The organism is Streptomyces sp. NPDC093109 (assembly GCF_040701725.1).
Classification (GTDB): Bacteria; Actinomycetota; Actinomycetes; order Streptomycetales; family Streptomycetaceae; genus Streptomyces.
Window position 1 is genome coordinate 124,430 of sequence record NZ_JBFBEZ010000007.1, and the last position, 21,327, is coordinate 145,756.

The 21,327-nt window shown below is 71.8% G+C and carries 18 protein-coding genes; 7 read left to right on the top strand and 11 right to left on the bottom strand.

The window, feature by feature from the left end:
* Positions 1-32: 32 nt before the first annotated feature.
* On the top strand, positions 33-731 hold the full coding sequence (locus tag AB0389_RS09990) for an ElyC/SanA/YdcF family protein (RefSeq protein ID WP_366394842.1): 699 nt from the start codon (positions 33-35) through the stop codon (positions 729-731).
* Between the two features lie 78 nt (positions 732-809).
* On the opposite strand, the gene cutA is transcribed toward AB0389_RS09990, so the two are convergent.
* Positions 810-1,154 carry a divalent-cation tolerance protein CutA gene (gene cutA, locus AB0389_RS09995; protein WP_366394843.1) on the bottom strand — a complete coding sequence of 115 codons (345 nt, stop codon included), beginning with the start codon at positions 1,152-1,154 and terminating at the stop codon, positions 810-812.
* A 90-nt stretch (positions 1,155-1,244) separates the two neighbouring features.
* Positions 1,245-1,931 (bottom strand): NAD(P)H-dependent oxidoreductase, encoded by a 687-nt coding sequence (locus tag AB0389_RS10000; RefSeq protein WP_366394844.1) that lies wholly within the window; start codon positions 1,929-1,931, stop codon positions 1,245-1,247.
* A gap of 57 nt (positions 1,932-1,988) precedes the next feature.
* On the opposite strand from AB0389_RS10000, the gene AB0389_RS10005 reads away from it, so the two are divergent.
* From AB0389_RS10005 to AB0389_RS10020, 4 genes are all read left to right on the top strand, one after another.
* Positions 1,989-2,777, top strand: a complete 789-nt coding sequence (locus AB0389_RS10005) for an aminotransferase class IV (protein ID WP_366394845.1) — start codon at positions 1,989-1,991, stop codon at positions 2,775-2,777.
* Between the two features lie 408 nt (positions 2,778-3,185).
* The gene (locus AB0389_RS10010; protein ID WP_366394846.1) at positions 3,186-3,800 is read left to right on the top strand and encodes a hypothetical protein; all 615 of its coding nucleotides are present in this window, start codon (positions 3,186-3,188) and stop codon (positions 3,798-3,800) included.
* Positions 3,801-3,919: 119 nt separating this feature from the next.
* Positions 3,920-4,639: a class F sortase gene (locus AB0389_RS10015; protein ID WP_366394847.1), complete on the top strand. Its 720-nt coding sequence runs from the start codon at positions 3,920-3,922 to the stop codon at positions 4,637-4,639.
* A gap of 109 nt (positions 4,640-4,748) precedes the next feature.
* The gene (locus tag AB0389_RS10020; RefSeq protein WP_366394848.1) at positions 4,749-6,053 is read left to right on the top strand and encodes a serine hydrolase domain-containing protein; all 1,305 of its coding nucleotides are present in this window, start codon (positions 4,749-4,751) and stop codon (positions 6,051-6,053) included.
* A 10-nt stretch (positions 6,054-6,063) separates the two neighbouring features.
* Here AB0389_RS10020 and AB0389_RS10025 read toward each other — a convergent pair whose 3' ends face one another.
* Positions 6,064-6,846, bottom strand: coding sequence for a TSUP family transporter (locus AB0389_RS10025; RefSeq protein ID WP_366394849.1), 783 nt, complete (start codon positions 6,844-6,846; stop codon positions 6,064-6,066).
* A 266-nt stretch (positions 6,847-7,112) separates the two neighbouring features.
* On the opposite strand from AB0389_RS10025, the gene nirB reads away from it, so the two are divergent.
* Together nirB and nirD are read left to right on the top strand one after the other, a co-directional pair.
* A complete protein-coding gene (gene nirB, locus AB0389_RS10030; protein ID WP_366394923.1) occupies positions 7,113-9,614 on the top strand; it encodes a nitrite reductase large subunit NirB in 2,502 nt (833 codons plus the stop codon).
* A complete protein-coding gene (gene nirD / locus AB0389_RS10035) occupies positions 9,611-10,006 on the top strand; it encodes a nitrite reductase small subunit NirD (protein ID WP_366394850.1) in 396 nt (131 codons plus the stop codon). Before nirB ends, nirD begins: the two co-directional genes overlap by 4 nt.
* A gap of 44 nt (positions 10,007-10,050) precedes the next feature.
* Here the strand turns inward: nirD and AB0389_RS10040 are convergent, their stop codons facing one another.
* The 8 genes from AB0389_RS10040 to AB0389_RS10075 form a co-directional block, all read right to left on the bottom strand.
* The gene (locus AB0389_RS10040) at positions 10,051-11,493 is read right to left on the bottom strand and encodes an endo-1,4-beta-xylanase (protein WP_366394924.1); all 1,443 of its coding nucleotides are present in this window, start codon (positions 11,491-11,493) and stop codon (positions 10,051-10,053) included.
* 145 nt (positions 11,494-11,638) lie between these two features.
* Entirely contained in the window at positions 11,639-12,670 is a 1,032-nt protein-coding gene (locus AB0389_RS10045) for a winged helix-turn-helix domain-containing protein (RefSeq protein WP_366394851.1), read from the bottom strand.
* A gap of 418 nt (positions 12,671-13,088) precedes the next feature.
* Complete coding sequence (ppdK, locus tag AB0389_RS10050) at positions 13,089-15,866, bottom strand: pyruvate, phosphate dikinase (protein WP_366394852.1); 2,778 nt, start codon at positions 15,864-15,866, stop codon at positions 13,089-13,091.
* A 275-nt stretch (positions 15,867-16,141) separates the two neighbouring features.
* Positions 16,142-16,861, bottom strand: a complete 720-nt coding sequence (locus AB0389_RS10055; RefSeq protein ID WP_366394853.1) for an HAD family phosphatase — start codon at positions 16,859-16,861, stop codon at positions 16,142-16,144.
* Positions 16,858-17,973, bottom strand: coding sequence for an ABC transporter ATP-binding protein (locus AB0389_RS10060; RefSeq protein ID WP_366394854.1), 1,116 nt, complete (start codon positions 17,971-17,973; stop codon positions 16,858-16,860). The genes AB0389_RS10055 and AB0389_RS10060 overlap by 4 nt, the downstream gene beginning before the upstream one ends.
* A 7-nt stretch (positions 17,974-17,980) precedes the next feature.
* Entirely contained in the window at positions 17,981-18,937 is a 957-nt protein-coding gene (locus AB0389_RS10065) for an ABC transporter permease subunit (protein WP_366394855.1), read from the bottom strand.
* On the bottom strand, positions 18,925-19,845 hold the full coding sequence (locus AB0389_RS10070; protein WP_366394856.1) for an ABC transporter permease subunit: 921 nt from the start codon (positions 19,843-19,845) through the stop codon (positions 18,925-18,927). The genes AB0389_RS10065 and AB0389_RS10070 overlap by 13 nt, the downstream gene beginning before the upstream one ends.
* Positions 19,845-20,924, bottom strand: a complete 1,080-nt coding sequence (locus tag AB0389_RS10075) for an extracellular solute-binding protein (protein WP_366394925.1) — start codon at positions 20,922-20,924, stop codon at positions 19,845-19,847. The genes AB0389_RS10070 and AB0389_RS10075 overlap by 1 nt, the downstream gene beginning before the upstream one ends.
* Positions 20,925-21,327 lie beyond the last annotated feature (403 nt).

Here is a 21,327-nt window from a genome sequence, read left to right on the forward strand (position 1 = left end):
ACCAACAGCACTCCAGCCCGGGGGGACACCACATGCCACTGCCGAAGCCGTGGACACGCCTGCCGCGTCCCTGGCGCACCCAGCGGGGGCGGCGCCTCACCGTGCAGGCCGTCATGCTCGGCTGCGTGCTCGCGCTGCTGCCGTCGACCTGGCTGTACGCCGCCGCCGACGACCGGGTCCGTACGGTCGCGGATGTGCCGGCCCGGGATGTCGCCGTGGTCTTCGGTGCCGGGCTGCTGTCGGGCCGCCCGACGCCGTATCTCGCGCACCGGCTCAACACGGCGGCCGAGCTGTACCGCACGGGCAAGGTGAAGGTCGTGCTGGTCACGGGGGACAACAGCCGCGTGGAGTACGACGAACCGGACGCCATGCGCACCTATCTGGTGCGGCACGGCGTACCGGACGAGCGGATCGTCAGCGACTACGCCGGGTTCGACACCTGGGACTCGTGCGTACGGGCGCGGAAGATATTCGGGGTCGAGCGGGCCGTACTGGTGACGCAGGGGTTCCACATCCGGCGCGCGGTCGCGCTCTGCCGGTCGGCTGGCATCGAGTCGTACGGCGTCGGGGTCGCCGAGCCGCACGACGCGACCTGGTACTACGGCGGGATACGGGAGATATTCGCCTCGGGGAAGGCGGCGGCCGATGCCGTGGTGCGCCGGGACCCCAAGTTCCTCGGGCCGACGGAGCCGGGGGTGGCCGAGGCGCTGGCTACGCACCGGGACCGATGACGGAACGGAGGGAACGGGACAGGGACAGGGGCGGCGGCAGACGGGACAGGCGCGGCGGCGGACGGGACAGGCGCGGGGTCACCGCGCTGTGGTCTCCTCGGTGACCCAGGCCAGGTACGCGGCGGCGCCGCGTACCACGGGGACCGCGATGATCTCCGGCGTCTCGTAGTCGTGGGCGCCCGTGAGATGGGCTTCGAGTTCTCCGTAGCGGGCGGTGGTGGTCTTGAAGAGGATCTGCCACTCCTGAGTGGTCTCGATCGCGCTCTGCCAGCGGTAGACGGAGGTGACCGGCGCGGAGATCTGCGCGCAGGCGGCGAGGCGGGCCTCGATCACGCCCCGGGCGAGTTCCTCGGCCTTCTCGGCGCTGTCGGTCGTGGTCAGCACGGTCAGAAAGCCGGGCTCCGCGTTCTCGGTGGCGGTCATGGGGTGGCGGCTCCTTCGGGTACGGACGAGGGGCGGTCGGACGGCCCGGGGCGGGCGGTCGTACAGCACGGTACGGCTCCGCCCGCCGCCTCACCCCGTGTACGGCCGGACCGACTTGGCCTCCCGCAGCGCCTGCGCCCACCAGGAGAGCTGGTCGAGCATCGCCTTCGCGGCGGCGTCGGCCTCCCCCGGGTCCTTGTGCCGGCCCTCGCCGTCGAAGTGCGCGCCCGCGCGGTGGAAGGAGACGGTGTCCCGGACCGTGACGGCATGCAGCTCGGCGAAGACCTGGCGCAGTTGCTCGACCGCGCGCAGCCCGCCGGAGACCCCGCCGTACGAGACGAAGCCGACCGGCTTGGCCTGCCATTCGTGGAAGTGCCAGTCGATCAGCGACTTGAGGGGCGCGGGGAAGGAGTGGTTGTACTCGGGAGTCAGCACGACGAAGGCGTCGGCCGCGGCCAGCCGCGGGGTGACCTTGGCGAGTTCGGCCCGGACGGCGGGGGCGGGCCGGAAGGAGAGGGCGGTGGGCAGATCCAGTTCGGCGATGTCGATGAGATCGATGAGGTCGGTGCGGAAGTCGCTGTGCCCGGCCGCGCGGGAGAGAAACCAGTCGGCGATGACCGGCCCGAAGCGGCCCTCGCGGTTGGTACCGAGGATGACGGCGAGTGTCAGCGGTCGGCGGGCCGGCTGCTGCCCCGGCTGCTGCCCCGTCCGGTGCCCCGGCCGGTGCTTGTGACCGCTTTCGGCGACGGCGTTTTCGTGCTCCGTGGTGAGTTCCATGGAGCGATGCTCATATGTCAACCAAGGTTGAGGTCAACTCGGCATACGCTGGACCGCATGACGAGCACCGCACCCGAGTTGCTGATCGAGATCGACGGCCGGCCCGCCACCGAGGCCGAACTGGCCCGCCGCGCCGTGGACACGTACGGGCACTTCACCGCCCTCCAGGTCAGGGACGGGCGGGTGCGCGGCCTGGATCTTCATATCGCCCGGCTGGACGCGGCGAGCCGGGAGCTGTTCGGTGCGGAGCTGGACGGCGAGCGCGTACGGTCCGCGCTGCGGCACGCGCTCGGTGACGTACGGGACGCCGCGGCCCGGGTGTACGTCCACGAGGCGGCCGGCGCGGCGGGGCTGACGCTGATGGTGACCGTACGGCCGCCGGTGTTTCTGGCCGAGCGGGCGCAGAGCCTCACATCCGTCGCGTATCAGCGGCCGTTCGCGCACCTCAAGCACCTGGGCGGCTTCGCGCAGATCCACTACGGCCGACTCGCCCGGCGCGCGGGCTTCGACGACGCGCTGCTGACCGGCCCTGGCGGGGTGGTCTCCGAGTCCGCCATCGCCAACATCGCTTTCTGGGACGGCGATACGGTCGTCTGGCCGGCAGCCCCCGCCCTGACCGGCACCACCATGGCGCTGCTCGAATCCCTACTCCCCGAGGCAGGTATCCCCTCCGCCCGCCGCGAGGTCACCCTCGCCGGTCTGCCCCGCTATCTGACCGCGTTCGTCTGCAACTCCCAGGGAGTCGCGCCGGTCTCGCGGATCGACGAGACGGTCTTCCCGGGGGACGAGCGGCTGATGAAGACCGTGCGCGCGCTGTACGAGGGCGTCGCGGGGGACGCGATCTGACCTCCGGTCCACACCGCGTTCCGTGCCCCGGGTTCACGGACCCGGGAGCCTCTCCGTATCGGACCGGACGGCCTCGCCGAACCGCGCGGCGCGCCGGCGTACGGCTCGCCCTCCCGGCCACCGCCCGAGCGGCCCCACCGCCTGAGCCGCTCCCACCGCCCGAGCCGCCCCACCACCTGAGCGGCCCGCCTCCGGCGCCCGCCGCGGTCACCCGTTCGGCGCGTGGGGTTCCCGGGCGTCGTACGACACTCGCCGCAGCGCCTCTGACCTGCGGCGACACTCTCGCGCAAGCGGGACACGCGGACCGCGGGCAGTGAATCTGATTCTCCATCAGCAGGCGTGGCCGGTGGCGGGCGCCTTATCTCGGAGGAGACGACACACCGCGCTGTCTGCCCCGGAGGATCCACCATGCGCCGCCCCACCGCCCGTCTGTTCACCGGCACCGCGCTGGCGGTCGCCTCGCTCGGACTGACCGCCGCGGGCGCCACGACGGCGTACGCCGGGAACGACTGGGACACGGACCGCTCCCGGGACTCCGACCACTCCAGGGACGGCCGGTCCTGGGACTCCGGCCACTCCCGCGACTCCGGCGACCGGTCCTGGGACTCCGAGCGGCTGGAACTGTCGCCGCGCACGGCGCGCCCCGGGACGACCGTGACCGTGTCCACCAGGGCCTGCGGGCACGACGGGCACGGCAGGGGCGACGCCCGGGACCTCGGGGCCGGGGAGTTCCGGCTGGATCCGAGGGAGCGGAAAGAGGTCGCGACCGGGCAGTTCTGGGTACCGGACGACGTCCGGCCCGGCACCCACAGCGTGCACGTACGGTGCGACAACGGCCGGCAGGCCCACGGCGAGCTCTTCGTCGAGCACGGCGGGCCGCGCGGCCATGTACGGACCGGTGTGGGCGGCAGCGTCGCGCCCGACACCCCCCAGATCGCGGCGGGCGTGGCCGTTCTGGCCGGCGCCGCCGCAGGCGGGACCTGGCTCCTGCGCCGCCGGGCGAGCGGCGCGCAGGGAAGCTGACGGGACGCGGCACGCACCCGCCCCCGGTTCCGCCCCGCGTCCCCGCCCCCGTCACGCTCATCGCTGACGGGGGCGGGGAACATCGTCTCCGTACCTCCCTGATCCCGGAGGCCACCCCCATGACCACCACGACCGGCAGGCCCGGCAGAACCGGCAGAACCGGCAGAACCGCGAAAGCCACCGCCGCCACCGCCGCCACCGCCGCCGCCGCGGAAGCCGCGCCCCGGCGCGGCGGCTGGTTCGTCGTCCTCGCCCTCTGCACCGGTGTCTGGCTCGTCCACAACGGTTTCCAGCCCGTCACCCCGCCCATGCCGTCCGCCGCCCAGGCGTTCGCGGCCGGTCCCGGCCACCACACGGACGCCGCCGCCGACCCGCTGCCGTCCGCCGCGCCGGTCGCCGTACGCATCCCCGGCATCAAGGTCGACGCGCCCGTCCTGGGGCTCGGGCTCGCGCGCGACGGCAGCCTCGACGTACCGCCGGCCGGCAACGGCAACGTCGTCAGCTGGTACAAGGACGGCGCCGCCCCCGGTGCCAAGGGCGCCGCGATCGTCGCCGGGCATGTCGACAACGCGCGCGGGCCTGCCGTCTTCTACGCCCTCGGCACGCTCAAGAAGGGCGCGCGCGTCGAGGTGGCCCGCTCGGACGGCCGCACCGCCGTCTTCACCGTCGACGCCGTCGAGGTGTACGAGAACAGCGACTTCCCCGACGACAAGGTGTACGGCCCCACCGACCGGGCGGAGTTGCGGGTGATCACCTGCGGGGGCGACTTCTCCGCGAAGACGGGCTACCAGGGCAATGTCGTCGCGTACGCCCATCTCATCGGGGTGCGGAAGAGCTGAGAGTGGCGGAAGAGCAGGAGAGTGAGGACCTGGGAGTGGGGTGATCCCCACCCCGGACACCCCCGGCAGCCGGATGGTCCGTCCCGCCGCGCCTTCCTAGCGTTGCCGCATGCCCAACACCTCCACCGCCTCCACCGCCTCCACCGCCTCCACCGCCTCCACCGCCTCCACCACCTCCGTCGCACGGCGCCGTGCCACCCGCCGGGCCGCGACCGCGCTCGCCGTCGCGCTCCTCGCCGCACTCGTTCCCGCGCAGGCCCACGCGGTGGCCGCCGCACCGGACACCGCCCCGGCCGCCGTACCGGCCACCACCCCGGCCTCCCCGCACGACCGTCTCCAGCAGGACGCCGACGCCCTCCGCGGCTCAGGCGTCACCGGTGTGTCCGTACGGCTGACCACCCCTCGGGGCGTACGCACCGTCCGCAGCGGCGCCGGCGATCCCGGCACCGGGCAGCCGCCGCCGGTCAACGGGTACCTCAGGCTCGGGAGTACGACGAAGACGTTCGTCGCGACCGTCCTGCTCCAGCTCGCCGGTGAGGGGCGGCTCTCCCTCGACGACACCGTCGACCGGTGGCTGCCCGGCGTGGTCAGGGGCGCCGGGAACGACGGGCGCCGGATCACACTGCGTCAGCTCCTCCAGCACACCAGCGGGGTGCCCGACTACATCGGCGACGTCGTCCCGGACTTCAGCGCCCGGGGATATCTGGAGAACCGCTCGACCACCCACACCTCCGCGCAACGCGTCGCCTTCGCCATGACCCACCCGCCCGCCTTCGAGCCCGGCACCCGCTGGGAGTACTCCAACACCAACTACATCCTCCTCGGCATGACGATCGAGGCGGTCACCGGCCGCTCCTGGGAGCAGGAGGTACGGGCCAGGATCATCCGCCCGCTGCGCCTCGCGCACACCTACGCCCCCGGCAACGACCCCGTCCTTCCCCGTCCGCACGCCCGGAACTTCCAGCAGTTCGAGCCGGCCGGACCGATGACCGACACCACGCTCGCCTACCTCCCCTTCGACGGCGACGCCGACGGCGCGCTGATCAGTACGGCGGCGGACACCAACACGTTCTTCGCCGCGCTGCTGGGCGGGAAGCTGCTGGCCCCCGCCCAGCTCGCCGAGGCGCGGCGGACCGTCGCCCTGCCCGACGAGCACGGCACCATCCCCGGCTCCCGGAACGGGCTCGGTCTCCGCTGGACGCCGCTGACCTGCGGCGGCGGGTACTGGGGACACAGCGGCAGCGGTATCGGCTACATGGTGTGGCCCGCCGTGACAGACGACGCGCGGACGGCCGTCACGGTCTCCGTGCACAGCCGCGCCGGCGACGAGGACACCGCCGTCCGCCAGCTCAAGGGCGTCACCGAGCTGGTCGACCACGCCCTCTGCGCCACGCGCCCGCCCAGGACCCGCTGAAGACGGACCGTCACCCCGTCCACTGGTCGAACGCCAACTTCGCCACCAGCGAGAACACCACCACCAGCAGCACCCCGCGCACAAACCCGCTCCCCTTCTTCAGCGCCATCCGCGCACCGGCCATGCCGCCCGCCAGATTGAACAGCGCCATCAGCCCGGCGAGCCGCCAGAGCACCGCGCCCTGGTACGCGAACATCGCCAGCGCCCCCGCGTTGGTGCAGACGTTCACGATCTTCGCGGTGGCCGAGGCCCGGACCAGATCGAGGTGGAGTACGGCGGTGAGCGCCAGCACGAGAAACGTTCCCGTGCCGGGTCCGAAGAGTCCGTCGTAGAAGCCGATCCCGCCGCCGACCAGCACGATCGCGGCGACCGCGCGGCCCCGGCCGACCGGTTCGCCGGTCGGCCGCGCCGTGCCGAAGGACGGCCGTACCAGCACGAACGCCGCCACCCCCAGCAGCACCACCATGATCACCGGCCGCAGCACCTCGCTGCTGATCCCCGCCGCGAAGAACGCGCCGGCCGACGAGCCGGCCAGCGCCATCAGCCCGATCCGCAGGGCCGCGCCCACGTCGACCGACGTCTTACGGAGGTACGTGAGGGTCGCGCCCGAGGTGCCGACGATCGCCACCGCCTTGTTCGTCCCGAGGATCTGCGCGGCCGGCGCGTGCGGCAGCCCCAGCAGGAACGCCGGCAGCAGAAGCAGCCCTCCCCCGCCCACCACGGCATCGATCCAGCCGGCCGCGGCGGCGGCCAGACAGAGGACGACGAGCATGGTCAGCGATATGTCAGGCATGATCGCGACCTTAGACCGACCGTCTTGTCCGCTCCCTCGTACCTCCCCTTTCCGGACTCCGCCCGCTCCCTCACACCCCCGCCCCGCCCCCGCTGAGCGCAGCGTTCCGTACGGGAAACTGCCGCGATGCGGCCGGGTAACAGCCGCCGACCAGGCTCTCCGCCATGAGCCCCATGAGCCGCCCAGGAGATCCCCCTCCGACCACGCCGCCCGCGTCGCCACCCACGCCACCCACGCTCCCCACCATCGTGGTCGTCGGCCACGGCATGGTCGGCCAGCGGTTCCTGGAGGCTCTCGCCGAGCGCGGGGTGACCGCACGAGCGCGGGTCGTCGTGCTCGGCGAGGAGCCGCGGCCCGCCTATGACCGGGTCCGCCTGACCTCGTACTTCTCCGGTTCGACGCCCGACGGTCTCGCCCTCGCGGAGCCCGGCTTCCTGGACCGGTACGGCATCGAGCTGCGCCTCGGCGACCCCGTCGAGTCCATCGACCGGGCCGCGCGCACGGTCACCTCGCGCTCCGGGCTCACCACCGGTTACGACACGCTGGTGCTGGCCACCGGCTCCGCGCCCTTCGTACCGCCGGTCCCCGGCAAGGACGCGACCGGCTGCTTCGTCTACCGCACCATCGAGGATCTGCTCGCGATCGAGGCGTACGCGGCGACGGCGCGCACCGGCGCGGTCGTCGGCGGCGGGCTGCTCGGTCTTGAGGCGGCCGGGGCGCTCAAGGGGCTCGGGCTGGCCACGCACATCGTGGAGTTCGCGCCCCGGCTGATGCCCGTCCAGATCGACGAGGGCGGTGGCGCGGCCCTGCTCCGTACGGTCGAGACCATGGGTCTGGCCGTGCACACGGGCGTCGGGACCCAGGAGGTGATCGCGGACGCCGCGGGCGCCGTCACCGGGATGGCGCTGTCGGACGGCACGGTGCTCGCCACCGATCTCGTCGTCTTCTCGGCGGGCGTCCGCCCCCGGGACCAGCTCGCGCGCGACGCCGGGCTGACCGTCGGCCCGCGCGGCGGGATCAAGGTCGACGAGCGGTGCCGTACGTCGGACCCGGCCGTCTTCGCGATCGGTGAGTGCGCGCTGGCGGCCGACGGGCGGGTGTACGGGCTGGTGGCGCCGGGGTACGAGATGGCCGCCACCGTCGCCGACGTAATGGCGGAGCGTCCGGGGCCCGGCTTCACCGGCGCCGATCTCTCCACCAAGCTCAAGCTGCTCGGCGTGGACGTCGCCTCCTTCGGGGACGCGCACGGCACCGCCCCCGGCTCCCTCGGTGTCGTCTACTCCGACGCGCGGGCGGGGGTCTACAAGAAGCTGGTGGTGGACGCGGACGGCGCCCTGCTCGGCGGGGTGCTCGTCGGGGACGCCGATCTGTACGGCACGCTCCGCCCGCTCACCGGTTCCGTACCGCCCGTCTCCCCCGAGCTGCTGGTGCTGCCCGCCGGCATCGGCGCGCCGCCCGCGCTCGGGCCCGACTCCCTCCCCGACGACGCGGTGATCTGTAGCTGTCACAACGTCACCAAGGGCGCCATCTGCGCGTGCTCCTCCCTCCCCGAGGTGAAGAAGTGCACCAAGGCGGGTACGGGCTGCGGCAGTTGCGTCAAGGTCATCGGCCAGCTCCTCACGGCCGCCGGCAACGGCCCGGCCGACAGCGGGCTGTGCGGCTGTTTCCCGTACACGCGCGGGGAGCTGTACGAGATCGTGCGCACCCTGCGCGTCACCTCGTACGCGACGCTCCTCGACACGCACGGCCGCGAGGGCGCCCGGGGCGGTGACGGCTGTGAGATCTGCAAGCCGGCGGTCGGCTCGATCATCGCGTCGCTCGCGCCGACGCTGGGGGTGAGCGGTTATGTCCTGGACGGCGAGCAGGCCGCCCTTCAGGACACCAACGATCACTTCCTCGCCAATATCCAGCGCAACGGTTCGTATTCGATCGTGCCGCGCATCCCCGGCGGGGAGATCACCCCGGAGAAGCTGATCGTGATCGGCGAGGTGGCCAGGGACTTCGGGCTGTACACGAAGATCACCGGCGGTCAGCGGATCGATCTGTTCGGCGCACGGGTGGAGCAGCTGCCGCTGATCTGGACCCGGCTGGTGGACGCGGGCTTCGAGTCGGGGCACGCGTACGGAAAGTCCCTCCGTACGGTCAAGTCCTGTGTCGGGCAGACCTGGTGCCGCTACGGCGTGCAGGACTCGGTGCGGATGGCCATCGATCTGGAGCTGCGCTACCGGGGGCTGCGCTCCCCGCACAAGCTGAAGTCGGCGGTGTCCGGGTGTGCGCGGGAGTGCGCCGAGGCGCGCGGCAAGGACTTCGGGATCATCGCCACGGCCAACGGCTGGAACCTCTACGTGGGCGGCAACGGCGGCGCGGAGCCGCGCCACGCGGAGCTGCTGGCGCAGGATCTCGGCGACGCGGAGCTGGTCCGCCTGATTGACCGGTTCTTGATGTTCTATATCCGGACGGCCGACCGGCTGGAGCGCACATCGGCGTGGCTGGGGCGGATCGAGGGCGGGCTCGACCACGTACGGGATGTGGTGGTGCACGATTCGCTCGGGCTCTGCGCGGAGCTGGAACAGCTGATGGCGGCGCATGTGGCGGGTTACCGCGACGAATGGGCGGAGACCATCAACGACCCGGAACGGCTGCGCCGGTTCGTCTCCTTCGTGAACGCTCCTGACGCGCCCGATCCGTCGGTGAAGTTCGTCCCCGAACGGGATCAGGTCAAGCCCGACCTGGTCTTTCTCTCTCTGGAAGGAGTGAGTGCCCGATGAATTCCGTCTCTTCGCTGGAAATCCGGCTCACCGACGGCTCGTGGTACGCGGTCTGCGATCCGTCCTCGCTCACCCCCGGCCGGGGCGTGGCCGCGCTGCTGCCCGGCGGCCGGCAGGTGGCCGTGTTCCTGGACCGGGCGGGCCGGCCGTACGCGCTCTCCAACCGGGACCCGTTCTCCGGGGCGTATGTCCTGTCCCGGGGGCTGACCGGGAGCCACGAGGGGCGGCCGTTCGTGGCGTCGCCGCTGCTGAAGCAGCGGTTCGAGCTGGCGACGGGCCGGTGCCTGGACGACGAGGAGATCGCCGTCCAGGCGTACGAGGCACGGGTGCGGACGGAGGAAGGCGTACGGGAAACGGAACGGACGCCGGAACGCGTGCCCGCCGCGCCGTAGCCGTGCCGTAGCCGCTCCGTAGCAGTGCCGTAGTGGCGCGGGGGTCAGCCCAGCGTGCAGGCGGCGCCGTTGAGGGTGAAGGTGCTCGGGGCGGTGTTGGTCCCGCTCCAGGCGCCGTTGAAGCCGAAGTTCACCGTGCCGCCGGCGGCGATGGCCGCGTTGTAGGTGAGATTGACGGCGGTGGCCTGCGCGCCCGCCTGGGTGATCGTGGCGTTCCACGCGGAGGTGACGCTCTGGCCGGAGGGCCAGGTCCAGGCCAGGTTCCAGCCGCTGATCGCGGACGAGCCGGTGTTCTTGATGGTCACACTGGCGGTGAAGCCGGTGTTCCACTGGCTCTGGTTGGCGTACGTGACGGCGCAGCCGGTGGTGCCGCCACCACCGCCTCCGCCACCGCCGCCCGAGCCGTCGTCCGTCCAGCCGAGGGCCTCGGCGATGCCGTAGTACGCGGGCTTGGGCTGGTAGTTCTCGTTGTACGGGGTGGCCGCGCCCTGGCCGGGGAAGACGTCGGGCACCCACGACACCGCGTCGCTGAAGCCCCAGACGGTGACGCCCTTGCAGCGGGTGACGGCGAGGCAGGCGTTGGTGACGGCCTTGAAGTCGGACTTCTGCTGGGCGAGCTGGCTGTCGGTGGCGGGCAGGGGCATCCGGATGTCGAGTTCGGTGATCGCGACGTCCAGGCCGAGGTCGGCGAAGCGCTGGAGGTTGGCCTGGAAGGTGGCCGGCACCTGGCCGATGATGAGGTGGGTCTGGAAGCCGACGCCGTCGATCGGCACGCCCTGCGCCTGGAGCCGCTGGACCAGGGAGTAGAGGCCGTTGCTCTTGGCGCCGGTGGCGTCGGTGTTGTAGTCGTTGATGTAGAGCTTGGCGGCGGGGTCGGCGGCGCGGGCTGCGCGGAACGCGTCGGCGATGTAGGACTCGCCGAGCTGGGTGTAGAACTTGCTGGCCCGCAGGGTGCCGTCCTCGTTCAGCGCCTCGTTGACCACGTCCCACTGGTCGATGCGGCCCTTGTAGCGGGCGGTCTGGGTGGTGACGTGGTCGGTCATGATGGTGCGCAGCTCGTCGTTGCCGAAGGTGCCGTTGGCGAGCCAGCTGGGCAGCTGGCTGTGCCAGACGAGCGTGTGTCCGCGCACCTTCTGCCCGTTGGCGGCGGCGAAGCTCATGATCTGGTCGGCGCCGGTCCAGCTGAAGCTGCCCCGGGTCGGCTCGACCGAGCCCCACTTCATCTCGTTCTCGGCGGTGATCGAGCCGAACTGGGCGGCGGCGACGCTCCCGTGGGTCCCGGTGAGCCGGCCGGCGGGGATGGCGGTGCCGTAGTACTTGCCCTTGGCCGTGGCCAGGTCGCGCAGTACGGGGTCGGCCGCGTGCGCGGGGGCGGCGGCGAGGCCGACCACGGCGACGGCCACGGCGGTCAGCGCGGAGAGTGCGGTGGCGGCCCGGGCGGCGGCGACCCGGCGTAAGGCACGGAGTCTCGCGGTTCTCGTTCCCATCGTGCTCATGGCGGCTCCTACAGTTTCGGAAAGTTTCACGGAAGTTTCGAGCGCGCTGGTTCGGAAGGTAGAGGCGGTACGCACGTTCGTCAACGGAGCCGGACGAAGTGGCACGTGCCGCCACGACCGCGAGCCCGCACCGCCGTTACGGTCGCGGAGCCTCGTCGGCGTGGACGCCGCCGCCCCGCAGCAGCGCGCCGCCCAGCGGGGTCAGGGTGTGCAGGACGGCGTTTCCGTAGCGGAGCGTGCTGATGAGGCCGGACTCCCGCAGGACGCCGGCGTGCTGGCTGGCGGAGGCGAGTGACACGCCTGTCCTGCGGGCCAGTTCGCTGGTGGTGCAGCCGTGTTCGATGGCGCGCAGGACGGCCGAGCGGGTGTGTCCGACCAGCCGGCCGAGCGAGGGGCCCGCGCGCTCCGCGACCGGGGGCGGCTCGGAGTGGGTGACCGGGTAGACGAGGACCGGTGCCAGCGCCGGATCGCGGTAGACGACCGGGGTGGTGCGGCAGAAGAACGACGGCTGGAGCAGCAGCCCCCGCCCCTCCAGCCGCAGTTCGCGCTCGACGGGGTAGTCCGCCTCCAGCACCTGGCCGTGCCAGCGGACCATCGGCGGCAGCGAGGAGAGCAGTTCGTCCGCGCCGCCGTCGAGCAGCGCCCGGCCGCGCAGCGCGCGGTCCGCCTCGACCCGGGCGCGGACATGCGCCCAGTACGGCTCGACGGCCGCCCGGTGGTACGTACGGATCACCTCGACGAGCCGTCCGAGGCGGCCGGGGCCGCTGTCGGCGAGGGTCGTGAGCCGGCCACCCGGGCCCTGCCGGGCCGGACGGGTGCCGTCCTTGCGTACCGGACGGGCGCCCGACGCGCTCAGCAGCGCCAGCTCGCCCCGGATCCGGTCGGGCGCGGTGGCGCGCAGCGCGTCGAGGCCGGCGTCGAGGCCGAGCGCTTCTTGACCTGGCGTCAGGAAATCCGGGAAATAGCCGCGCTGCGGAACGAGCGCGGAGAGCAGGCTTGTCTCACCATTCAACCGGGTCCGTGCTTCCCTGCGCCATTCCCCAAAGGCCAGCGGAGCACGGCGGTCTCTTATTCGGTGAAAGCTCAGAATCGTTTCCCACAGCGGATCGGGACCGGCGGCCATCCGGACCCGCGCGAGATCCTTCTCCGTGAAATGAATACGCAGCATGAAATCCCCACCTGTTGCACAACCTGTTGCATCCGCAATCTCCCCAGCAATGAGTATGCATGCCATCACCGGCTGTTACCACGGTGTTTCAGCCACAGTTGAAACCCGTCGCGGAGGTGTGGCCGCAACGGAAATGCTGTACCTCGTCGGGCATGAAACCCGGGCGACCGAATAGGCGCAGTGAAGGCCGTGGGGGGCTTTGCTCGCTCGGCGGCGGTCGGTACGGGTGCGGCTCCATGCCCGGCTCGCTAATGGAGTGCGGTCGGTGGGTGGGGATCCGCCGGCCGCACTCCTCTCCCCTCTCCCGACCTCTCCTGACCTCGCCCGCCCTTCCTTTCTCCATGACGAAGGGGCGGGCGCCTCCGCACAAGGCACCCGCCCCTTCTCTCGCTGTGGCTCTGTTGTCGGCCCGTAGGCGCTACCGCGAGTCGCTGCCGCCCGAGCCCACCGCCGCGCGGCCCGCCTCCAGGCGCGCGACCGGAATGCGGAACGGGGAGCAGGAGACGTAGTCGAGGCCCACCTCGTGGAAGAAGTGCACGGACTCCGGGTCGCCGCCGTGCTCGCCGCAGACGCCCAGCTTCAGCCCGGGCCGGGTGGCGCGGCCCGCCTCGACGGCGCTGCGGACGAGCGCGCCCACGCCGTCCCTGTCGATGGTCTCGAACGGCGAGACCCCGAAGATGCCCTTCTCCAGGTACGCCGTGAAGAAGCTCGCCTCCACATCGTCCCGGGAGAAGCCCCAGACGGTCTGCGTGAGGTCGTTCGTACCGAAGGAGAAGAACTCGGCGGCCTCCGCGATCTGTCCTGCGGTGAGCGCGGCACGCGGCAGCTCGATCATCGTGCCGAGCGCGAGCCGGAGTTCGGTGCCGGTGGCCCGTTCGACCTCGGCGATGACCCGCTCGGCCTCGTCGCGGACGATCTCCAGCTCCTGGACCGTACCGACCAGCGGGATCATGATCTCGGCGCGCGGGTCGCCCTTGGCGTTCAGCCGCTCGGCGGACGCCTCGGCGATGGCCCGTACCTGCATGGCGAAGAGGCCGGGGATGACGAGCCCGAGCCGGACTCCGCGCAGGCCCAGCATCGGGTTCTGCTCGTGGAGCTTGTGGACGGCCTGGAGGAGGCGCAGGTCGTTCTCGTTGTGGTCCTTGCGGGCCTCGGCGAGGGCGACCCGTACCGAGAGTTCGGTGATGTCGGGCAGGAACTCGTGCAGCGGCGGGTCGAGCAGCCGGACCGTCACGGGCAGTCCGTCCATCGCCTCGAACAGCTCGATGAAGTCCTTCTTCTGGAGCGGCAGCAAGGCACCCAGTGCCGTCTCGCGCTCCTCGTCCGTGTCGGCCAGGATCAACTTCTCGACCATCGTGCGGCGTTCGCCGAGGAACATGTGCTCCGTACGGCAGAGCCCGATGCCCTGGGCGCCGAAGCGGCGGGCGCGCAGGGCGTCCTCGGCGTTGTCGGCGTTGGCGCGCACCCGCAGCCGGCGCCGGCGGTCGGCGTACGCCATCATCCGGTGGACGGCCTCGACGAGTTCGTCGGCCTCGTCGGCGCCCGCGTGCATCCGGCCCTCGAAGTACTCGACGACGGGGGACGGTACGACCGGGACCTCACCGAGGTAGACCTTGCCGGTCGAGCCGTCGATGGAGACGGTGTCGCCCTCCTCGATGACGGTCGTCCCCGCCGTCAGCCGGCGCGCCTTGGTGTCGACCTCCAGCTCCTCGGCGCCGCAGACACAGGTCTTGCCCATGCCGCGCGCCACGACGGCGGCGTGCGAGGTCTTGCCGCCGCGCGAGGTGAGGATGCCCTCGGCGGCGATCATGCCGTCGAGGTCGTCGGGGTTGGTCTCGCGGCGGATCAGGATGACCTTCTCGCCGGAGCGGGACCACTTGATGGCGGTGTACGAGTCGAAGACGGCCTTGCCGACGGCGGCGCCCGGCGAGGCGGCGATGCCCCGTCCGAGCAGCTCGCGCTTGGTGTCCTCGTCGAAGCGCGGGAACATCAGCTGCGCGAGCTGGGCGCCGTTGACCCGCCGGAGCGCCTCGGCCTCGTCGATCAGCCCCTGGTCGACGAGCTGGGTGGCGATCCGGAAGGCGGCGCCGGCGGTGCGCTTGCCGACGCGGGTCTGGAGCATCCAGAGCCTGCCCCGCTCGATGGTGAACTCGATGTCGCACAGGTCCCGGTAGTGCGTCTCCAGGGTGTCCATGATGGAGAGCAGCCGGTCGTACGACTCCTTGTCGATGGTCTCCAGTTCGGCGAGGGGCACGGTGTTGCGGATGCCCGCGACGACGTCCTCGCCCTGGGCGTTCTGGAGGTAGTCCCCGTACACACCCTTGTGGCCGCTGGCGGGGTCGCGGGTGAAGGCGACGCCCGTACCCGACTCGGGGCCGAGGTTGCCGAAGACCATGGAGCAGATGGTGACGGCGGTGCCGAGGTCGCCGGGGATGCGCTCCTGGCGGCGGTAGAGCTTGGCGCGGTCGGTGTTCCAGGACTCGAAGACGGAGCGGATCGCGAGATCCATCTGCTCGCGCGGGTCCTGCGGGAAGGCGCGGCCGGCCTGATCGGAGACGATCTTCTTGAAGCGCTTGACGAGCTTCTGGAGGTCGGTGACGTCCAGATCGACGTCGGTGGCGGCCTTCCTGCTCCTCTTGGCCGCTTCCAGCGCGTCCTCGAAGAGCGCGCCGTCGACGCCGAGGACGGTTCTGCCGAACATCTGGATGAGCCGCCGGTACGAGTCCCAGGCGAAGCGCTCGTCGCCGGCCTGGGCGGCGAGCCCGGCCACGGAGGCATCGGAGAGACCGACGTTGAGGACGGTGTCCATCATGCCGGGCATGGAGAACTTGGCGCCGGAGCGTACGGAGACGAGCAGCGGGTCGTCGTGCTGGCCGAGCCGCTTGCCCATCCGCTGTTCGAGGGCGTCGAGGTGCGCGCTCACCTCGTCGCGCAGGGCGGCCGGCTCCTTGCCGCTGCCGAGGTAGATGTTGCACGCCTCGGTGGTGATGGTGAAGCCGGGCGGGACCGGCAGTCCGAGGTTCGTCATCTCGGCGAGGTTCGCGCCCTTGCCGCCGAGCAGATGCTTCAGATCCTTGTTGCCCTCGGTGAAGTCGTAGACGTACTTCTCGGCGGTGGCTGCGTGGAGATCGCTGTTTTCCGACACGGGTCCCGACTCCTCGATGACGCGGTGGCTGCCCTGGCTGGCGAGGAACATACCCAGATCGAAGGCGCCTCGGCACCGCCACCCGACTGCCTCGCCCCATTCACCACCCGTCCGCCGATGGATCGAAAGGCGGTCGCGTGAGGCGGCCGGAACCCGCTTCCTTCACCCCTCGAAGCGGCCATGACCGACGCATGACAGAACGCGCTCAAATGAGCGGCAATGGCGACGTTTGAGTTTACCTCTTGAACGCAGAAGGGGTGGCACCCCGTGCCACCCCTTCTGGAGATGCAGCCACTCAAGATTCGCTCATCTGAGCCGCCACCAAATCAAACGTGGCGAGAATCACGCCCCCGTGCCACTCCTCCGGCGCACTCCCGCAGCACCCCGAGATCCACGTCCTCCAGGCTCTTCACGACATACCGCCCGGCCCCGGGACCGACCGGCAGCAGCGACGGGACCACCAGCACCGGGCACCCCGCGGCCTCGGCGGACGCGGTGCCGTCCGGCGAGTCCTCCACCGCGACACACGCGCCGGGCGCGGCGCCGAACCGCTCGGCCGCCGCACGGTACGGATCGGGGTGCGGCTTGGTCCGTACGGTGTCGTCGGCCGAGAGCGTGAAGGCGAACGGGACATCGGCCAGCGAGCCGCCGACCACGGAGTCGACCACGGTCCGGGGCGAGGCGCTGACCAGCGCGAACGGCACCCGCGCCCGCTCCAGTTCGGCCAGCAGCCGGCGGGCGCCGGGCCGGGGCGGGGCGCCCGCGGCCACCCGTAGGAAGAAGGACTCCGTCAGATCCGCCGCCACTCTCCCCGGATCGGCCGCGCCCGTGATCCGGATCAGATGAGCGGCGGTGTCGGCGACCGCCCGGCCGACGACCTCCGGCGCGTCCGCGTCGGTGAGCCGGTGACCGAGCCCGGCGGCGACCTCGTCGGCCGCCTCCCACCAGAGCACCTCGGTGTCCACGAGGGTGCCGTCCATGTCGAAGAGGACGGCGGAGGGGACTGCGGAGGGTACGGCGGAGGGACCCAACGGAAAGCCGCTCATACGGAAGCGCCCGCCGCGCTACCCGCCGCCGCGCCCGCCGCGCTACCCGCCGCCGGTACGACGAGCACCGGGCGGTGCGCCGGCGCCACCGTCGCCCGTACCCCCGGCAGCAGCGCGCCGGCGTCCCGCGACGGCACATCGGAGTGCACCGAGCCGCCGCCGGGCAGATCCAGCAGCACCCGCGTGACCGAGCCGAAGAAGGAGGCGGAGACGACCGTGGCCGTCCCCTCGGGGTCGGCGGTGGCGGTGATGTTCTCGGGCCGGATCAGCACCTCCACCTCCCCGCCCGCCGGAATCCCGCCGTCCACCGGCAGCGCGACCCCGGCGACCTCGATCCGGCCGCCGTCCGCGCGCCGGCCGGGCAGCCGGTTCATCGTGCCGACGAACTCGGCGACGAAGGGCGTGGCGGGCCGCTCGTACAGCTCGGCGGGCGGCGCGCACTGTTCGAGCCGGCCCGCGTTGAGCACGGCCACCCGGTCGGCCATGGACAGCGCCTCCTCCTGGTCGTGCGTCACGAAGACGGTCGTGATCCCCAGCGAGAGCTGGAGCCGCCGGATCTCCTCGCGCAGCGTCAGCCGCACCTTGGCGTCGAGCGCCGACAGCGGCTCGTCGAGCAGCAGGACGCGCGGTTCCAGCGCCAGCGCGCGGGCCAGCGCCACCCGCTGCTGCTGGCCGCCGGACATCTGGTGCGGGAAGCGTCCGCCGTGCTCGGGCAGGCCGACCAGGTCGAGGAGTTCGGCCGCGCGCCGGTGCCGCTCGGCGGCCGGCACCTTCCGTACGCGCAGCCCGAAGGCCACGTTGTCGCGGGCGTTGAGGTGCGGGAAGAGGCTGTACGACTGGAAGACCATCCCGGCGTCGCGGCGGTTGGCCGGGACGCGCGTGATGTCCTCGCCGTCCACCAGCACCTCGCCCGCGTCCGGCTGTTCGAAGCCCGCGAGGACCCGCAGCGCGGTGGTCTTGCCGCAGCCGGAGGGGCCGAGCAGGGCGAGCAGTTCGCCGGGGCGGGCGGTCAGGTCGAGGCCGTCGAGCGCGACGGTCGGGCCGAAGGCACGGCGCAGCCCGCGGAATTCGACGAGGGCGCCGGTGGCCGTCGCCGTGGGGGTGGGTGACATGGGGCGGCTACTCCTTGCCGGAGGCGGCGGAAGAGGCGGACGGGACGGCGGAGGCTGAGGGGACGGCGGAGACCGAGGCGGCGGCGCCGCGCGTACCGGCCCGCGACAGGACCAGCAGCAGCCCCCAGGTGATCAGCAGGGAGAGCAGGGACACCGCGACCGACATCCGCGCCTCGGCGCCCGAGACGGACACGATCCACACCGCGAACGGCCGGAAGCCCAGCAGCGAGGCGATCGTGTACTCCCCCAGCACCAGCGCCAGGGTCAGGAACGACGCCCCGGCCAGCGAGGAGCGCAGATTGGGCAGGATGACCCGCCACACGGTGTACAGCCGCCCGGCCCCGCAGTTGCGCGCGGCCTCCACCAGGGTCGGTACGTCGACGGCGCGCAGCCCCGCGTCCAGCGAGCGGTAGACGAACGGCAGCGCGAGCACCGTGTAGGCGAGGACGAGCACGACCGGGAACGACTCGTTCTGCACGGCCAGGAACGTCTGGTAGAACGGCGTCCGCGACAGATGGTCGGGCCCCCAGCGCAGCACCGTGGTGACCCCGGTGACCAGCGCGATCGGCGGCACCACCAGCGGCAGCATGCAGACGACCTCGACGACGGGCCGCAGCCGGGGCGCCCCGAGCCGTACCGCCAGCAGCGCCGGCACGGTGAGCAGCAGGGAGAGCGCGATGGTCGCGGCGGCCAGCCCGAGGGACAGCAGCAGGCTCCGGCCGAAGCCGTCGGCGGACAGGATCCCGGTGTACGCGGCGAAGGTGACGCCCTGGTTCGGGATGTGCACCGTGAACACGAACGACGACAGCAGCGGTACGACGAAGTAGAGCCCGGCCAGCACGAGGACGACGCCCCGCCAGACGCGCGGGCGGCGCCGGGCCCCTGCCCCCGCCGTCGCCCGGGCGTCCGGGCCGCCGGCCGGTCCCGGCCGGGCGGGAGCGGCGGTGGGCGTCAGTGCAGCCATCGGGAACTCCGTCGCTGGAGGGGCAGATAGACCGCCATGACGACCCCGGCGATCACGATCATGTCGAGGCTCAGCGCGAGCGCCACGTTCTCCTGCCCGACCAGTACGTTGCCGGAGAGCGCGTCCGCGATCTTCAGCGTGACCAGCGGGACGGAGCCGCCGACCAGCGCGGCGGCGGTGGCGTGCGCGGCGAAGGCGCTGCCGAAGAGCAGCACGAACCCGCCGAGCAGCGAGGGCGCGAGGACCGGCAGCCCGACATGGCGCCAGAACTGCCAGGCGGTGGCGCCCGCGTTCTGGGCGGCCTCCCGCCACTGCGGGCGCAGCCCGTCCAGCGCCGGGAGGATCACCAGCACCATCAGCGGCACCAGGAAGTAGAGGTAGATGACGGCGAGCCCGGTGAAGGAGTAGAGGTTCCAGCCGAGGCTGTCGAGGTGCCCGAGGCGCGTGACGACACCGGAGATGCCGAGGGTGGCGACGAACGCGAACGCGAGGGGGATCCCGCCGAAGTTGGCGAGCACCCCGGAGGCCGTGAGGACGGCGGTACGCAGCGCCCCGCCACGCGCGGTGACGACGGCCTGGGCGATCAGGACGCCGAGGACCGTACCGATCAGCGCGGTCAGTGAGGAGAGCTGGACGCTGCCGACGAGCGAGCCGAGGTAGGGGCCCTGGAGCGAGCGCTGGAGGTGCTCGCCGGTCAGGGCCGTGGCGCCGGTCGCCGGGTCGTCGCGGGTGACGGCCCCGTACAGCAGGGCGCCGACGGGCAGCCCGAAGCCGATCGCGGCGAAGACCAGCAGCGGCAGGGCGCCGAGCCAACTGGGCAGCTTCCGGCCCCGGGCGGCCGGGCCGGGGCGCCCGGCCGGGGCCCCTCGACGCCCGGCCGTCACCGTCGCGGGAGGGAGCGCTGTCATCAGGAGACGGCCTTGTCCCAGTTCGCGGCGAGGTCGGCGTTGGCCTTGTCGAGCTCTTCCGAGGTCGGGAAGGTCGGGGTGCCGGCGACCTCGGGGAGCTTGCTGACGAAGGTCTTGTCGACGGTGCCGTCGGCGGTCATGGCGGGCAGCAGCACGGGGCGCGCGTACCCCTTCAGCCAGAGGTTCTGGCCCTCGGCGCTGTAGAGGAACTCCATCCAGAGGCGGGCGGCGGCCGGGTGGGGCGCGTCCTTGTTGATGGCCTGCGAGTAGTACTGCGCGTAGACGCCGTCGCTCGGGACGGCGACCTTCCAGTCGACGCCCTTGCCCTTGAACTGGTCCGCGTACCCGGCGTTCAGGTAGTCCCAGTCGATGCTGATGGGCGTCTCGCCCTTCTCGATGGTCGCCGGGGTGGATTCGACGGGGATGAAGTTGCCGTTCTTCTTCAGCTTGCCGAAGAAGTCGATACCCGGCTGGATGTCCCCGAAGGAGCCCTTGTTGGCGAGGGAGGCCGCGAACACGCCGCCGAAGGCCGCGCCGGCCTTGGTCGGATTTCCGTTGAGCGAGACCTTGCCCTTGTACTCGGGCTTGAGGAGATCGGCGAAGGTCTCCGGGCAGTTCTTGATCCGGGAGGCGTCGCAGCCGATCGAGACATAGCCGCCGTAGTCGTTGAAGTAGAGGCCGTCCTTGTCCTTCTGGGACTCCGGGATCCTGTCCCACGCCTCGACCTTGTACGGCGCGAAGAGCTTCTCGGCGGCGCCGCTGCGGGCGAAGGAGATACCGAGGTCAAGTACGTCGGGGGCGCGCTTCTGGCCCTTGCGGGACTTGACGGCGGAGATCTCGTCGGAGCTGGAGGCATCGGGGTTCTCGACGGCGACCTTGACCTTGTACTTGGCCTCGAACGCCTTGATGACCTCGCCGTAGTTGGCCCAGTCCGGCGGCAGGGCGATCGCGTTGAGCGTGCCCTCCTTCTCGGCTGCGGTGACGAGGGCGTCGAGACCGCCGAAGTCCGCGGCGGAGGCCGCGGAGGCGGCCTTGTCGGCGGCGGCGTCCTTCTCGGGCGCGGCGCCGCAGCCGGACAGGGTGGTGAGCGCGGCCGTGCCGAGCGCGACGGCGGAGATGAGGCGCGTCAGGGGCTTTCGGGTCAGGGGCTGTCGGGTCACTCGGTGTCTCCCGGAGACGAGGAAGTGAGAAACTTGTTCATACAAGCTGGCATCAGTTCGCCCGACTCAGGTGTCCGGTCCGTTAACGCCTGATGTACGTCACCACACGACCGGGAGAAGACAAAGCGCCCGCAACCCCCTGATCAGCGCGGCGAGTTGGAGCGTATCCGCGATCCACAGGGTGTACAAGAGGAACTACAACGCGTACCGGCGGCCGGTCACCCGTGGGGCGGAAGTGAAGGCCGGATCATCGGTGATTCGGTATACCTGTGCACAGTTCAGGGCGTGAGCGAGGATGGTACGCATGAGCGACGCAAGGGGG

Coding starts and splice junctions, on each gene's coding strand:
- AB0389_RS09990 (WP_366394842.1), top strand. CDS start 33: ATGCCACTGCCGAAGCCGTGGACACGCCTGCCGCGTCCCTGGCGCACC.
- cutA (WP_366394843.1), bottom strand. CDS start 1,154: ATGACCGCCACCGAGAACGCGGAGCCCGGCTTTCTGACCGTGCTGACC.
- AB0389_RS10000 (WP_366394844.1), bottom strand. CDS start 1,931: ATGGAACTCACCACGGAGCACGAAAACGCCGTCGCCGAAAGCGGTCAC.
- AB0389_RS10005 (WP_366394845.1), top strand. CDS start 1,989: ATGACGAGCACCGCACCCGAGTTGCTGATCGAGATCGACGGCCGGCCC.
- AB0389_RS10010 (WP_366394846.1), top strand. CDS start 3,186: ATGCGCCGCCCCACCGCCCGTCTGTTCACCGGCACCGCGCTGGCGGTC.
- AB0389_RS10015 (WP_366394847.1), top strand. CDS start 3,920: ATGACCACCACGACCGGCAGGCCCGGCAGAACCGGCAGAACCGGCAGA.
- AB0389_RS10020 (WP_366394848.1), top strand. CDS start 4,749: ATGCCCAACACCTCCACCGCCTCCACCGCCTCCACCGCCTCCACCGCC.
- AB0389_RS10025 (WP_366394849.1), bottom strand. CDS start 6,846: ATGCCTGACATATCGCTGACCATGCTCGTCGTCCTCTGTCTGGCCGCC.
- nirB (WP_366394923.1), top strand. CDS start 7,113: ATGGTCGGCCAGCGGTTCCTGGAGGCTCTCGCCGAGCGCGGGGTGACC.
- nirD (WP_366394850.1), top strand. CDS start 9,611: ATGAATTCCGTCTCTTCGCTGGAAATCCGGCTCACCGACGGCTCGTGG.
- AB0389_RS10040 (WP_366394924.1), bottom strand. CDS start 11,493: ATGGGAACGAGAACCGCGAGACTCCGTGCCTTACGCCGGGTCGCCGCC.
- AB0389_RS10045 (WP_366394851.1), bottom strand. CDS start 12,670: ATGCTGCGTATTCATTTCACGGAGAAGGATCTCGCGCGGGTCCGGATG.
- ppdK (WP_366394852.1), bottom strand. CDS start 15,866: ATGTTCCTCGCCAGCCAGGGCAGCCACCGCGTCATCGAGGAGTCGGGA.
- AB0389_RS10055 (WP_366394853.1), bottom strand. CDS start 16,861: ATGAGCGGCTTTCCGTTGGGTCCCTCCGCCGTACCCTCCGCAGTCCCC.
- AB0389_RS10060 (WP_366394854.1), bottom strand. CDS start 17,973: ATGTCACCCACCCCCACGGCGACGGCCACCGGCGCCCTCGTCGAATTC.
- AB0389_RS10065 (WP_366394855.1), bottom strand. CDS start 18,937: ATGGCTGCACTGACGCCCACCGCCGCTCCCGCCCGGCCGGGACCGGCC.
- AB0389_RS10070 (WP_366394856.1), bottom strand. CDS start 19,845: ATGACAGCGCTCCCTCCCGCGACGGTGACGGCCGGGCGTCGAGGGGCC.